Consider the following 14485-nt stretch of genomic DNA (forward strand, 5'->3'; position numbering starts at 1 on the left):
AAGGAAAGGTGATATATATGACAACACAAGTAGTAAACGTCATTGGCGCAGGTCTTGCAGGAAGCGAAGCAGCTTACCAAATTGCAAAGCGTGGTGTCCAAGTAAAATTATATGAAATGAGACCAGTAAGGCAAACACCAGCTCATCATACAGATAAATTTGCTGAATTAGTATGTAGTAACTCACTTCGCGCAAACACATTAACAAATGCTGTTGGTGTTATTAAAGAAGAAATGCGCCTAATGGATTCTGTCATTATTCGTGCAGCTGATGAGTGCTCTGTACCAGCAGGAGGTGCTTTAGCTGTAGACCGTCATGAATTCGCGGCGAAAGTGACTGAATATGTGAAAAATCATCCGAACGTAACTGTAATGAATGAGGAAATCACTGAAATTCCAGAGGGACCAACTGTTATTGCGACAGGTCCACTTACGTCTCCAGATCTTTCTGCACAATTAAAAAAGCTAACAGGTGAAGATTATTTTTATTTCTATGATGCTGCAGCGCCAATCGTTGAGAAAGACAGCATTGACATGAATAAAGTATATTTAAAATCTCGTTATGATAAAGGTGAAGCGGCATATTTAAACTGTCCAATGACAGAAGAAGAGTTTGATCGTTTTTATGAGGCTTTAATTGCTGCTGAGACAGTGCCTTTAAAAGAATTTGAAAAAGAAATTTTCTTTGAAGGTTGTATGCCAGTAGAAGTTATGGCAAGTAGAGGGAGACAGACGTTAGTATTTGGACCGATGAAGCCTGTTGGGTTAGAAGATCCGAAAACAGGGAAAACACCGTATGCGGTAGTTCAGTTACGTCAAGATGATGCAGCAGGAACATTATACAATATTGTAGGCTTCCAAACACATTTAAAGTGGGGGCCACAAAAAGAAGTGTTACAGCTAATTCCAGGACTAGAAAACGCAGAGATTGTACGTTATGGTGTAATGCATCGTAATACGTTTATTAATTCGCCTAATTTGCTTCGTCCAACATATCAATATAAACAACGTGATGATTTATTCTTCGCTGGTCAAATGACTGGGGTAGAGGGTTATGTTGAATCAGCAGCATCAGGGTTATTAGCGGGTATTAACGCTGCTCGACTTGTACAAGGTGAAGAGCCAGTTGTATTACCACCTGTAACTGCAATGGGAAGTATGGCAAATTATATTACTGCGACAAATGCAAAAAACTTCCAGCCGATGAATGCAAACTTCGGATTATTTACACCGTTAGAGAAGAAAATTAAAAAGAAACAAGAGCGAAATGAAGCATATGCCACACGCGCTTTGGAAACAATTCAAAATTTTGTAAATATTTAATTAAATTTCTTGCAAAGGCTACTAAGTTGTGATACGATTTAGTAGCCTTTATTGAGGTGGGTTATATGGATGTGAATGTGAAGAAATTGTTACAATTATTCGTTGGATATTTACAAATTGAAAGAAATTATTCAAAATATACAATTGCAAGTTATCAAAATGATTTAGAACATTTTGTGCAATTTATGGAGCGAGAAGGAATATCCTCTTTTTTAGATGTTACATACGCGGATGTTCGTTTATACTTGACGACGTTGCACGATGAAAAGTTAGCCCGTAAATCTGTCGCAAGGAAAGTATCAAGCTTACGAAGTTTATATCGTTTTTTGATGCGTGAAGGTTATCAAAAAGATAATCCGTTTGCACTTGCGTCACTCCCCAAGAAAGAATTGTCAATCCCAAAGTTTTTATATGCTGAAGAGTTAGAGGAATTGTTTGAAGTTTCTGATACGGAGACGCCATTAGGTCAAAGGAATCAAGCTTTATTAGAGTTGATGTATGCAACTGGGATTCGTGTAAGCGAATGCGTTAATTTGAAACTTACCGACATTGACTTTGCAGTGGGAACAATTTTAGTGATGGGAAAAGGGAAAAAACAAAGATATATTCCGTTCGGAAGCTATGCACAAGATGCTTTAATTACTTATATAGAGAACGGGAGAAAACAGTTAGCTCAAAAGACTGAAGAACAATCTCATATGGTATTTTTAAATGCGAAAGGTAAGCCGTTAACAGATCAGGGTGTACGGTATGTTTTGAACGAACTCATTAAGAAAGCTTCACTTACAATGCGGATAAGTCCCCATATGTTAAGGCATACATTTGCTACACATATGTTGGATGAAGGAGCGGATTTACGTACTGTGCAGGAGCTACTAGGTCATGAGAATTTGTCGACGACACAAATTTATACGCATGTCTCTAAAGAAAGATTGCGTTCTGTGTACATGAAGCATCACCCGCGGGCATAAATTGCTTTTAAAGCTATAAAAACATATAAAGGAGTTTTTTCTATGGGAAATTTCCACGCTACAACGATATTTGCAGTTCATCATAATGGAGAATGTGCAATGGCTGGAGATGGTCAGGTAACGATGGGGAATGCTGTTGTAATGAAACATACAGCTCGCAAAGTTCGCAAACTTTTCCAAGGGAAAGTTTTAGCTGGTTTTGCAGGCTCAGTTGCTGATGCATTTACTCTTTTTGAAATGTTTGAAGGAAAATTAGAAGAGTATAATGGCAACTTGCAGCGCGCTGCAGTTGAGATGGCGAAACAATGGCGTGGTGATAAAATGCTACGTCAGCTAGAAGCAATGCTCATTGTCATGGATAAAACAACGATGCTCCTTGTTTCAGGTACAGGAGAAGTAATTGAACCAGATGATGGTATTTTAGCAATTGGTTCAGGTGGACATTATGCACTTGCTGCTGGTCGTGCTTTAAAGCAACATGCAAGTGAACATTTAACAGCGAAACAAATTGCGAAGGCCAGTTTAGAAATTGCAGGCGATATTTGTGTTTATACGAACCACAACATAATTGTTGAAGAATTGTAGAATCGTAAGGGAGGCATTTTATATGCATTTACATTTTACTCCGCGTCAAATTGTGGAAAAATTAGATCAATACATCATCGGTCAAAAAGATGCAAAGAAAGCGGTTGCTGTAGCTCTACGAAATCGATACCGTCGCAGTAAATTAGTTGAAAATTTACGTGATGAAATTGCACCTAAAAACATTTTAATGATTGGACCGACAGGTGTTGGTAAAACAGAGGTAGCACGGCGAATGGCGAAACTCGTTGGAGCACCTTTTATTAAAGTTGAAGCGACGAAATTTACAGAAGTTGGATATGTGGGTCGAGATGTAGAGTCGATGGTCCGCGACCTTGTTGAAACGTCCGTTCGTATCGTAAAAGAGGAAATGGTAGTTAAAGTTCAAGATAAAGCAGAAGAGCAAGCGAATCAACGTCTTGTTGAAATTTTAGTGCCGAGTCCGGAGAAACAATCTGGATTTAAAAACCCATTAGAAATGCTTTTTGGTGGTACTCAAAATTCAAACCAAACATCTGATGCACAGGAAGATGATGAAATCGAAAAGAAACGTCAAGATGTGGAAAGAAAGCTTGCCGCAGGCCTTCTTGAAGATGAAGTGGTATCGATCGAAGTGACGGAACAACAGTCTTCTATGTTTGATATGTTGCAAGGAACTGGCATGGAGCAAATGGGAATGAATTTCCAAGATGCACTAGGAAGTATCATGCCGAAAAAAACGAAAAAACGTAAACTTTCTGTAAAAGAAGCAAGAAAACTCTTGACAAATGAAGAGGCACAGCGCTTAATTGATATGGATGAAGTTACACAAGAGGCTGTTTATCGTGCTGAACAGCTCGGGATTATTTTTATCGATGAAATTGACAAAATTGCTGGTAAGCAGTCGAATAGCGTAGATGTATCGCGTGAAGGTGTGCAACGTGACATTTTACCGATTGTAGAAGGATCGAATGTTGCAACAAAATATGGATCAGTAAAAACAGATTATATTTTATTTGTTGCAGCTGGAGCGTTCCATATGTCTAAACCGTCGGATTTAATTCCGGAATTGCAAGGGAGATTTCCGATTCGAGTAGAATTAACAAAATTATCGGCGGATGATTTTGTTAAAATATTAATCGAGCCTGACAATGCGCTAATTAAGCAGTACATGGCGTTATTAGCGACTGAAGGTATAGAAATTGAATTTTCAGACGAAGCTATTCGTAAGATTGCTGAGATTGCTTATCAAGTTAATCAGGATACAGATAATATTGGAGCGAGAAGACTTCATACTATTATGGAGAAGCTCCTTGAAGATTTATCGTTTGAGGCATCTGAAATTACGTTAGAGAAAATAACGATAACACCTCAATATGTTGAGGAAAAATTAGCGACAATAGCTAAAAATAAAGATGTGAGCCAGTTTATTTTGTAATAGTGTCATCAGGTGACTCGCCCTAGTTTCCAAGTGATGAAAAAATATGTAAGTAACATGTAGGAGGAAATTTTGAAATGGAATTATTAGCAAAAACGAGAAAATTAAATGCGTTATTACAGAGCGCAGCAGGAAAGCCTGTAAACTTTAGAGAGATGTCTGATACAATGTGTGAAGTAATTGAAGCGAACGTGTTCGTTTTAAGTCGTCGCGGTAAATTATTAGGATATGCGATTCACCAACAAATCGAGAACGAACGTATGAAGCATATGCTTGCAGAGCGTCAATTCCCAGAAGAGTATACGCAAAGCTTATTCAATGTTACAGAAACATCTTCAAATTTAGGTGTGGATAGTGACTACACAGCATTCCCAGTAGAAAATAGAGAATTATTCGGTCAAGGTTTAACTACAATCGTACCAATCGTTGGTGGCGGTGAGCGTCTAGGTACACTAGTCTTAGCTCGTCTTGGTCAAGAGTTCTTAGACGATGATTTAATTCTTGCTGAATACAGCTCAACTGTTGTAGGTATGGAAATCTTACGTGAAAAAGCAGAAGAAATCGAAGAGGAAGCGCGTAGTAAAGCTGTTGTTCAAATGGCGATTAGCTCATTATCTTACAGTGAGTTAGAAGCAATCGAGCATATCTTCGAAGAATTAAATGGAACAGAAGGTTTACTTGTTGCAAGTAAAATTGCTGATCGCGTAGGAATTACTCGTTCTGTAATCGTAAATGCACTACGTAAATTAGAAAGTGCTGGTGTTATTGAGTCTCGCTCTTTAGGTATGAAAGGAACATACATTAAAGTGCTAAACGACAAGTTTCTACAGGAACTTGCTAAATTAAAAACAAACTAATTTATAAAAAAACTCTCCTCGGTTGAGGAGAGTTTTTTGCTTTTTAAGAGAAAAAATGCTTGCGTAAGGCGGCATGACAACGTTCATTAGAAAACTATTAATTAACCTTCAATTCCTTGCTTAAAGGAATTGAAGGTTAGTAATACTAGAATTTGAGCGTGAAAAAAGAAAGTTTTACATTCTTCGCATTTTCGACTTGATTGTAATATTTCAGTATGGTATAGTAAGCAGTGGTGTCAGTACAAAGTACACACGTTTACTGATTTAAGTGTTGGTGCTACGTTCGTAGTTTCGCTTAGAGATGAAGTAAACGGAGGATATCAAAAACCATTTAGGAGGAACTAAATTATGTCAGTAATTTCTATGAAGCAATTGCTTGAAGCTGGTGTTCATTTCGGACATCAAACTCGTCGTTGGAACCCAAAAATGAAGCGTTACATTTTCACAGAGCGTAACGGTATCTACATCATCGACTTACAAAAAACTGTGAAAAAAGTTGAGGAAGCTTACAGAGTAATGCGTGACATCGCTGCTGAAGGTGGAGACATTTTATTCGTAGGTACTAAAAAACAAGCACAAGAAGCTATTAAAGAAGAAGCAACTCGTGCTGGTATGTACTTCGTTAACCAACGCTGGTTAGGTGGAACTTTAACAAACTTCCAAACAATCCAAAAGCGTATCAAGCGTCTTAAAGATATCGAAAGAATGCAAGAAGATGGTACTTTCGAAGTACTTCCTAAGAAAGAAGTTGTTCAACTTAAAAAAGAGTTAGAGCGTCTTGAGAAATTCTTAGGCGGTATTAAAGATATGAAAGGTCTTCCAAGTGCATTATTCGTAGTAGACCCTCGTAAAGAGCGTATTGCAGTTGCTGAAGCACGCAAATTACACATTCCAATCATCGGTATCGTTGATACAAACTGTGATCCAGACGAAATCGATCACGTTATCCCAGCAAACGATGATGCAATTCGTGCTGTAAAACTTCTTACATCTAAAATGGCAGACGCGATCCTTGAAGCAAAACAAGGTGAAGAAACTGTTACTGCGTAACAAATTTGGAAAGGTGATAAGGGGTTCGGCCTTTTATCACCTTTTTTAAGGTATAAATACATATTTTAGGAGGATGAAAAACATGGCAATCACTGCACAAATGGTAAAAGAACTTCGTGAAAAAACTGGCGCAGGTATGATGGACTGCAAAAAAGCTTTAACAGAAACTAATGGCGACATGGAGAAAGCAATTGACTTCTTACGTGAAAAAGGTATTGCGAAAGCTGCTAAAAAAGCAGACCGCATCGCTGCTGAAGGTTTAACTTTCATCGAAACAAACGGTAACGAAGGTTTAATCTTAGAATTAAACTCTGAAACTGATTTCGTTGCGAAAAACGAAGGTTTCCAAGCATTAATTAAAGAACTAGCTGCTCACTTATTAGCTAACAAACCTGCTAACGTTGAAGAAGCTATGGCTCAAACAATTGCTAACGGCAAAACAGTAGAAGAGCACATCAATGAAGCAATCGCTAAAATTGGTGAAAAACTTACACTTCGTCGTTTCGAAATCGTATCAAAAACTGATGCAGATGCATTCGGCGCTTACCTACACATGGGTGGACGTATTGGTGTATTAACAGTTCTTGAAGGTTCTACTGATGAAGCAGCTGCTAAAGATGTAGCAATGCACATTGCAGCAGTTAATCCTAAATACATCGACCGCGATGCTGTAACAGCTGAAGAAGTTGAGCATGAGCGTCAAGTATTAACACAACAAGCTTTAAACGAAGGCAAGCCTGAAAAAATCGTTGCGAAAATGGTAGAAGGTCGTCTTGGCAAATTCTTTGAAGAGATTTGCTTACTTGACCAAACATTCGTTAAGAATCCTGACATGAAAGTTCGTCAATTCGTTGAGTCTAAAGGCGGAACATTAAAAGGATTCGTTCGCTACGCTGTTGGTGAAGGTATCGAAAAACGCGAAGACAACTTTGCTGAAGAAGTAATGAACCAAGTAAAAGGTAACAACTAATACAGATTAGGGAACACATTGTGTTCCCTTTTTTAAAATAAAGATGTAAGCAATTGGAGGTTCATTATGAGTAAACCGAAATATAATCGTGTCGTTTTAAAGCTGAGCGGAGAAGCTTTAGCTGGCGAGCAAGGATTTGGAATTAACCCAGCTGTTATTAAGTCAGTTGCGGAACAAGTGAAAGAAATTGCAGAACTTGATGTAGAGGTTGCTGTTGTTGTTGGTGGCGGTAACATTTGGCGTGGGAAAATTGGAAGCGAAATGGGCATGGATCGTGCAGGAGCAGATTACATGGGCATGTTGGCAACAGTTATGAATTCATTAGCTCTTCAAGATAGCTTAGAGAATATTGGAATTCAAACTCGCGTACAAACTTCAATTGAGATGCGTCAAGTGGCAGAGCCTTACATTCGTCGTAAAGCAATTCGTCACTTAGAGAAAAAACGTGTTGTTATCTTTGCTGCAGGTACTGGTAACCCATACTTCTCTACAGATACGACAGCAGCATTACGTGCAGCTGAAATCGAAGCGGACGTTATTTTAATGGCGAAAAATAATGTGGATGGCGTATATAGTGCAGATCCATCTATTGACCCAACAGCTACGAAATACGAAACACTTACTTACTTAGATGTATTAAAAGCAGGTTTAGGTGTAATGGATTCTACAGCTTCTTCTTTATGTATGGATAATGATATTCCATTAATTGTATTCTCGGTTATGGAAAAAGGTAATATTAAACGTGCCGTTTTAGGCGAAAATATTGGAACAGTTGTAAGGGGGAAATAAATTATGGGACAACAAGTATTGAAGTCTTCAAATGAAAAAATGGAAAAAGCAGTTGCTGCTTATTCTCGTGAATTAGCAACAGTTCGCGCTGGTCGCGCAAGCTCGTCTGTATTGGATAAGGTACAAGTTGATTACTATGGTGCACCAACACCAGTTGTGCAATTAGCGAACATTACAGTTCCAGAAGCACGTTTGCTTGTAATTCAACCTTATGATAAAACTTCTATCGGTGATATTGAAAAAGCAATTTTAAAAGCAGATTTAGGCTTAAACCCTTCTAATGATGGAACTGTAATTCGTATTGCATTCCCTGCATTAACAGAAGAGCGTCGTCGTGATCTTGTAAAAGTTGTGAAAAAATATGCTGAGGAAGCAAAAGTTGCTGTTCGTAACGTACGTCGTGACGGTAATGATGACCTTAAGAAGCTTGAAAAAGCTGGCGACATTACAGAAGATGATTTAAGAGGATATACTGAAGATATCCAAAAAGAAACTGATAAATATATTGCAAAAGTTGACGAAATCGCAAAAAACAAAGAAAAAGAAATTATGGAAGTGTAATAGCGATAATTTCGCAAATATGACCCTCTTCTTAAGGGGGTCTTTTTACACTTTTAGGCATACGTCTGCTTGTTGGAGGGTATGAATGATGTTTAAAAAGTTTCCTTTTTTTAAAAGTAAAAAGGTCACATCGTTTGATCATCTCATTGAAAAAGTAAAAAAAGGATATATCCCAGAACACATTGCTATTATTATGGATGGTAATGGAAGATGGGCAAAGAGAAGAGCGATGCCTCGCATTGCTGGCCATCATGAAGGTATGCAAGTTGTGAAAAAAATCACAAAATTTGCAAGTAAGCTTGATGTGAAAGTATTAACTCTTTATGCTTTTTCGACTGAGAACTGGAAAAGACCGAAAAAAGAAGTTGATTATTTGATGAAGCTTCCAGAAGAATTTTTAGGTGCATTTTTACCAGAGTTGATTGAAGAAAACGTACAAGTCCGAGTAATAGGGCAAAAAGATCGTCTTCCTACGCATACGCGCAGAGCGATGGAAAAAGCCATGGAAGATACGAAAGAGAATACGGGATTAATTCTTAATTTCGCGTTAAACTATGGAAGTCGAGATGAAATCGTTTCTGCTGTGCAACATATGATGAAAGATAGTGAGGAAGGGAAAATTCGTTCGGAAGAAATAAGTGAAGAAATGATTTCTTCTTACTTAATGACGAGTTCTTTACCTGATCCAGAGTTGTTAATCCGTACAAGCGGAGAGCTACGTATTAGTAATTTCATGTTATGGCAAATTGCTTATTCGGAATTTTGGTTTACAGATGTGTATTGGCCAGATTTTACCGAGGAACATTTGCTAAATGCAATTACGGACTTTCAGCATAGAGGGCGCAGGTTCGGAGGCGTGTAGAAAGAGAGGGTTTGGTAGTGAAACAGAGAATTATTACTGGAGTGATTGCTGCCGCGCTATTCATTCCCATCGTAATTTACGGTGGCGTGCCTTTTACAGTTTTAGTGTATGCACTTGCTTCTATAGGTTTATATGAATTAATTCGTATGAACAAGCTTACGCTTATTTCGGTACCGACAGTTTTAGCTGCAGTATTATTGTGGATTATTTTAATTCCGAGTAGTGCATCAGAACTGTTTACATGGATTGGGTTAGGTAAATTAGAAATCACATTTGTGATTGTTTTATTACTTTTATCATATACAGTCCTTTCTAAGAATACATTTACTTTTGACAATGCTTCATTTTTACTTATGGCAACGACATATGTTGGAATGGGATTCTTATATTTAAATGAAACGAGAATATTAGGAATCAAATATGTGTTCTGTGCACTATTTGTCATATGGGCAACTGATTCAGGTGCATATTTCATAGGAAAAGCATTTGGAAAAAGAAAATTGTGGCCAGAAATTAGTCCGAATAAAACGATTGAAGGTTCATTAGGCGGTATTGTTTGTGGAATTGTTGTTGCACTTGTTTACAATATGTTCTTCCCAGTTGAAGCGAATGTAGGAGTTTTAATCGTTCTGACGATTATCATTTCTATTTTTGGACAAATTGGTGATTTAGTGCAATCTGCATTTAAACGCCATTATGGTGTAAAGGATTCAGGTACAATTTTACCTGGACATGGTGGTATTTTAGATCGAACAGATAGTTGGTTATTTGTGTTACCAATTCTATACTTCTTATTACAATACAATTAATAAATGAACGAGGGGTTGGAGTCATGAAAAACATTAGTTTATTAGGTGCAAGCGGATCAATCGGTACACAAACATTAGATGTGTTACGCTCGCACCCAGACCAATTCCGTCTCGTTGCTTTTTCTGTAGGGAAAAATGTTGATTACGCAGTAAAGGTAATTCAAGAATTTTCTCCGCAAATTGTCTCTGTGCAAAGAGAGGAAGATGTTTTAAAATTACAAGCTGTGTCTGGTAATACAAAAGTCGTATATGGTAGCGAAGGCTTATTAGAAGTAGCGTTGCACCCAGATACAGAAATTGTAGTGAATGCTGTTGTAGGTAGCGTAGGGTTATTACCGACACTCCGCGCAATTGAGGCGAAAAAAACAATTGGAATTGCAAACAAAGAAACGTTAGTAACTGCAGGGCATCTTGTAATGGAAGCAGCACGAAAACATAATGTATCGTTACTTCCAGTAGACAGTGAACATTCAGCTATTTTTCAATGCTTGAATGGTGAAAATGAAAAAAGAATCTCTCGCTTAATTATAACTGCTTCAGGCGGAAGTTTTCGTGATAAAACGAGAGATGAATTGCATCAAGTGACCGTAGAAGATGCACTTCGTCATCCAAACTGGTCAATGGGTTCGAAAATTACAATTGATTCTGCTACAATGATGAATAAGGGGCTAGAAGTAATTGAAGCACATTGGCTTTTTGGTATCCCTTATGAGCAAATCGATGTTGTTCTACATAAAGAAAGTATTATTCATTCTATGGTTGAATTTGAAGATCGTAGTGTAATGGCGCAGCTTGGCTCACCTGATATGCGAGTACCGATTCAATACGCGCTTACATATCCTGATAGATTACCTCTTTCAGACACAAAACAGTTAAATTTATGGGAAATGGGAACATTGCATTTTGAGAAAATGGATCAAGAACGTTTCCGTTGTCTACGTTTTGCGTATGAAGCTGGAAAGACAGGTGGAAGTATGCCGGCTGTAATGAACGCGGCAAATGAAGTAGCTGTTGAAGCTTTTTTACAAAAGAGAATTGGTTTCTTAACAGTGGAAGACCTCATTGAAAAAGCAATGCACCATCACACTGTCATTGCACGTCCGAGCTTAGAGGAAATTCAGGAAATTGACGCAGCCACAAGACGGTTTGTGATGGAACAAATTTAGCAAAGGTGGTTATGGAATTGAATACAGCGATTGCCTTTATATTAATTTTCGGTGCACTCGTATTTTTCCATGAGCTAGGGCATCTATATTTCGCAAAAAGAGCAGGTATTTTGTGCCGCGAGTTTGCGATTGGTTTTGGTCCGAAAATATTCTCATTTGAAAAGAATGAAACGGTGTATACGATTCGATTACTGCCCCTTGGTGGCTATGTAAGAATGGCTGGCGAGGATGCGGACACAGTTGAGTTAAAACCTGGAAAAAAGGTTGGGCTTGTATTAAATGAAAAAGACGAAGTTGTGAAATTAGTTTTTGACGGACATGAAAAATATCCAAATGTTCGTGTCATTGAAGTCGAACAAGCTGATTTAGAGCATAATCTTACAATTTCGGGTTATGAAGAGTATGAGGAGGAGCTGCAAACATTCCGAGTGAATGAAAAAGCTCGTATCATTTCTGCGGGAGAAGAAATTCAAATCGCTCCGTACAATAGACAATTTGGCTCTAAAAAATTGGGCCAACGTGCTCTAACAATCTTTGCAGGTCCTGCAATGAACTTTATTCTAGCATTTGTTATTTTTGTGATTCTTGGATTTGTACAAGGAGTTCCTGTTGACAAACCGATGGTCGGAAAAGTAATGGGGAATAGTGCTGCAGAACAAGCTGGATTAAAAGAAAACGATACAATTCAAGCAATCAATGGGAAGAACACTAGTACATGGAAAGATGTTGTAACGATTGTACGTGAAAACCCAAATAAAGAAATTACGTTACATGTAAAGCGTGATAGTGAGCAATTTAATGTGAAAGTAACACCAACGCTTGATAAAGAAGGAAAAGACGAAGTTGGTAGAATTGGTGTTTATTCTCCTGTAGAGAAAACAGTGATGGGTTCTATTAAATCAGGATTTGAACAAACATACGAATGGACGAAACTAATTTTTGATTCTCTTGTGAAATTAGTAACGGGTCAATTTTCTATTAATGAGTTGTCAGGTCCAGTAGGAATTTATAATCTAACAGATCAAGTTGTAGATTATGGATTTACGCGTGTACTAAGTTTAGCGGCAGTTTTAAGTATTAACCTTGGTTTATTTAATTTATTACCAGTCCCAGCTTTAGACGGTGGACGTTTGTTCTTCTTCTTAATTGAAGCGTTACGAGGAAAACCAATTGATCGTCAAAAAGAAGGAATGGTTCACTTTATTGGGTTTGCATTATTAATGTTGCTTATGTTAGTTGTAACATGGAATGACATCCGTAAGTTTTTCTTGTAAAATAAGAAGAAGTTTATAATGAAATAGAGCTCGTAGAATAAAATCCCTCACCTAACTCGAGGTGAGGGATTTTATGGCGTGTAAGAGTAAAATGAAGAGGTGCGAATAAATGAAACAAAGTATGGTATTCAGTCCTACATTACGTGAAGTTCCAGCAGATGCTGAAATTAAGAGTCATCAATTATTACTTCGCGCAGGGTTTATGCGTCAAAATGCTTCTGGTATTTATAGTTTTCTACCATTTGGTTTAAAAGTGTTACACAAAGTAGAACGTATTGTTCGTGAAGAAATGGAGCGCGCAGGGGCTGTAGAACTATTAATGCCAGCTATGCAAGCTTCTGAATTATGGCAAGAGTCAGGCCGTTGGTATTCTTACGGATCAGAATTAATGCGTATGAAAGATCGTAATGCTCGCGAGTTTGCGCTAGGGGCAACTCATGAGGAAGTAATTACAGACCTTGTACGTGATGAAATTAAATCATACAAAAAACTACCATTAACATTATATCAAATTCAAACAAAATTCCGTGATGAGCAAAGACCACGTTTCGGTTTATTACGCGGAAGAGAATTTCTAATGAAAGATGCGTATTCTTTCCATGCAACACAAGAAAGTTTGGATGAAGTATATAGCGGTTTATACAAAGCGTATTCTAATATCTTTGTTCGTTGTGGTTTGAATTTCCGTGCAGTTATCGCTGATTCTGGAGCGATGGGCGGAAAAGATACACACGAATTTATGGTGTTATCTGATGTAGGTGAAGATACAATTGCGTATTCTGATACATCTGATTATGCGGCAAATATTGAAATGGCTCCTGTTGTTGCTACGTATACGAAGAGTGATGAAGCCGAAAAAGCACTTGAAAAAGTAGCAACTCCAGATCAAAAAGCTATTGAAGAAGTATCTGCATTCTTAAATATTGCAGCGGAAAAATGCATTAAATCTATGGTGTTTAAAGTAGATGAGAAATTAGTAGTAGTACTTGTTCGTGGCGATCATGAAGTCAATGATGTAAAAGTGAAGAATGTATACGGAGCTTCAGTCGTGGAGCTTGCTTCACATGAAGAAATAAAAGAGTTATTAAACTGTGAAGTTGGTTCTTTAGGACCGATTGGTGTTACAGGGGATATCGAAATTATCGCTGACCATGCTGTAGCATCAATTGTCAACGGATGTTCAGGAGCGAACGAAGAAGGATGCCATTATGTAAATGTAAATCCAGAACGTGACTTTAAAGTAAGTCAATATACAGATTTACGCTTCATCCAAGAAGGAGACCAATCTCCAGATGGAAATGGAACAATTCTTTTCGCACGCGGAATTGAAGTTGGTCATGTATTCAAATTAGGAACTCGTTATAGTGAAGCAATGAACGCAACGTTCCTAGATGAAAACGGAAAAACAAAACCACTTATTATGGGTTGTTACGGTATCGGTGTATCTCGTACAGTGGCAGCAATTGCAGAGCAGTTTAATGATGAGAATGGTTTAGTTTGGCCAAAAGCTGTTGCACCGTTCCATGTGCATGTAATTCCAGTAAATATGAAATCTGATGCACAACGTGAAATGGGTGAAAATATCTACAACTCATTACAAGAGCAAGGATACGAAGTATTACTAGATGATCGTGCAGAACGTGCAGGTGTTAAATTTGCAGATGCAGATTTATTCGGCCTTCCAGTTCGTGTTACAGTTGGTAAAAAAGCAGATGAAGGTATTGTAGAAGTGAAAGTACGTGCTACAGGCGAGTCTGAAGAAGTGAAAGTAGAAGAACTGCAAACATATATTGCTAATATTTTAAAATAAGAAGAGGTACCTCGTAATGAGGTACCTTCTCTTTCTTTGTAAACG

General features: G+C 37.8%; 14 protein-coding genes. All 14 read left to right on the top strand.

The annotated features are described in order from the left end of the window. The first annotated feature begins 17 nt into the window (after positions 1-17). Positions 18-1322 carry an FADH(2)-oxidizing methylenetetrahydrofolate--tRNA-(uracil(54)-C(5))-methyltransferase TrmFO gene (gene trmFO, locus MR071_RS18310; RefSeq protein ID WP_002066796.1) on the top strand — a complete coding sequence of 435 codons (1305 nt, stop codon included), beginning with the start codon at positions 18-20 and terminating at the stop codon, positions 1320-1322. 71 nt (positions 1323-1393) lie between these two features. Continuing rightward, positions 1394-2293, top strand: coding sequence for a tyrosine recombinase XerC (xerC, locus tag MR071_RS18315; RefSeq protein ID WP_105586489.1), 900 nt, complete (start codon positions 1394-1396; stop codon positions 2291-2293). A gap of 42 nt (positions 2294-2335) precedes the next feature. Continuing rightward, the gene (gene hslV / locus MR071_RS18320) at positions 2336-2878 is read left to right on the top strand and encodes an ATP-dependent protease proteolytic subunit HslV (protein WP_002014538.1); all 543 of its coding nucleotides are present in this window, start codon (positions 2336-2338) and stop codon (positions 2876-2878) included. A gap of 22 nt (positions 2879-2900) precedes the next feature. Next, positions 2901-4292 (top strand): ATP-dependent protease ATPase subunit HslU, encoded by a 1392-nt coding sequence (gene hslU / locus MR071_RS18325; protein ID WP_105586445.1) that lies wholly within the window; start codon positions 2901-2903, stop codon positions 4290-4292. A gap of 77 nt (positions 4293-4369) precedes the next feature. Then, complete coding sequence (gene codY, locus MR071_RS18330; protein ID WP_105586446.1) at positions 4370-5149, top strand: GTP-sensing pleiotropic transcriptional regulator CodY; 780 nt, start codon at positions 4370-4372, stop codon at positions 5147-5149. A gap of 348 nt (positions 5150-5497) precedes the next feature. After that, entirely contained in the window at positions 5498-6199 is a 702-nt protein-coding gene (gene rpsB / locus MR071_RS18335; RefSeq protein ID WP_100061361.1) for a 30S ribosomal protein S2, read from the top strand. Between the two features lie 82 nt (positions 6200-6281). Beyond that, complete coding sequence (gene tsf, locus MR071_RS18340) at positions 6282-7169, top strand: translation elongation factor Ts (protein WP_242237388.1); 888 nt, start codon at positions 6282-6284, stop codon at positions 7167-7169. Positions 7170-7235: 66 nt separating this feature from the next. Then, a complete protein-coding gene (pyrH, locus tag MR071_RS18345) occupies positions 7236-7958 on the top strand; it encodes a UMP kinase (protein WP_002111372.1) in 723 nt (240 codons plus the stop codon). Positions 7959-7961: 3 nt separating this feature from the next. Further along, positions 7962-8519, top strand: a complete 558-nt coding sequence (gene frr, locus MR071_RS18350; RefSeq protein ID WP_000531504.1) for a ribosome recycling factor — start codon at positions 7962-7964, stop codon at positions 8517-8519. An 85-nt stretch (positions 8520-8604) separates the two neighbouring features. Then, positions 8605-9381 (top strand): isoprenyl transferase, encoded by a 777-nt coding sequence (gene uppS / locus MR071_RS18355; RefSeq protein WP_002111371.1) that lies wholly within the window; start codon positions 8605-8607, stop codon positions 9379-9381. A gap of 17 nt (positions 9382-9398) precedes the next feature. Then, the gene (cdsA, locus tag MR071_RS18360) at positions 9399-10190 is read left to right on the top strand and encodes a phosphatidate cytidylyltransferase (RefSeq protein ID WP_002088171.1); all 792 of its coding nucleotides are present in this window, start codon (positions 9399-9401) and stop codon (positions 10188-10190) included. Between the two features lie 23 nt (positions 10191-10213). Continuing rightward, positions 10214-11356 (top strand): 1-deoxy-D-xylulose-5-phosphate reductoisomerase, encoded by a 1143-nt coding sequence (dxr, locus tag MR071_RS18365; RefSeq protein ID WP_242237390.1) that lies wholly within the window; start codon positions 10214-10216, stop codon positions 11354-11356. A 17-nt stretch (positions 11357-11373) separates the two neighbouring features. Further along, entirely contained in the window at positions 11374-12630 is a 1257-nt protein-coding gene (rseP, locus tag MR071_RS18370; protein WP_002160740.1) for an RIP metalloprotease RseP, read from the top strand. A gap of 109 nt (positions 12631-12739) precedes the next feature. Continuing rightward, positions 12740-14440 (top strand): proline--tRNA ligase, encoded by a 1701-nt coding sequence (locus MR071_RS18375; protein ID WP_105586448.1) that lies wholly within the window; start codon positions 12740-12742, stop codon positions 14438-14440. Positions 14441-14485: the final 45 nt, after the last annotated feature.

Source organism: Bacillus cereus group sp. BfR-BA-01316 (genome assembly GCF_022664195.1).
Classification (GTDB): domain Bacteria; phylum Bacillota; class Bacilli; order Bacillales; family Bacillaceae_G; genus Bacillus_A.

What these genes read in the sequence shown, in the direction of transcription:
- hslU (WP_105586445.1), top strand. Translation starts at nt 2,901, where the DNA reads ATGCATTTACATTTTACTCCGCGTCAAATTGTGGAAAAATTAGATCAA.
- trmFO (WP_002066796.1), top strand. Translation starts at nt 18, where the DNA reads ATGACAACACAAGTAGTAAACGTCATTGGCGCAGGTCTTGCAGGAAGC.
- hslV (WP_002014538.1), top strand. Translation starts at nt 2,336, where the DNA reads ATGGGAAATTTCCACGCTACAACGATATTTGCAGTTCATCATAATGGA.
- dxr (WP_242237390.1), top strand. Translation starts at nt 10,214, where the DNA reads ATGAAAAACATTAGTTTATTAGGTGCAAGCGGATCAATCGGTACACAA.
- tsf (WP_242237388.1), top strand. Translation starts at nt 6,282, where the DNA reads ATGGCAATCACTGCACAAATGGTAAAAGAACTTCGTGAAAAAACTGGC.
- uppS (WP_002111371.1), top strand. Translation starts at nt 8,605, where the DNA reads ATGATGTTTAAAAAGTTTCCTTTTTTTAAAAGTAAAAAGGTCACATCG.
- rpsB (WP_100061361.1), top strand. Translation starts at nt 5,498, where the DNA reads ATGTCAGTAATTTCTATGAAGCAATTGCTTGAAGCTGGTGTTCATTTC.
- frr (WP_000531504.1), top strand. Translation starts at nt 7,962, where the DNA reads ATGGGACAACAAGTATTGAAGTCTTCAAATGAAAAAATGGAAAAAGCA.
- MR071_RS18375 (WP_105586448.1), top strand. Translation starts at nt 12,740, where the DNA reads ATGAAACAAAGTATGGTATTCAGTCCTACATTACGTGAAGTTCCAGCA.
- pyrH (WP_002111372.1), top strand. Translation starts at nt 7,236, where the DNA reads ATGAGTAAACCGAAATATAATCGTGTCGTTTTAAAGCTGAGCGGAGAA.
- codY (WP_105586446.1), top strand. Translation starts at nt 4,370, where the DNA reads ATGGAATTATTAGCAAAAACGAGAAAATTAAATGCGTTATTACAGAGC.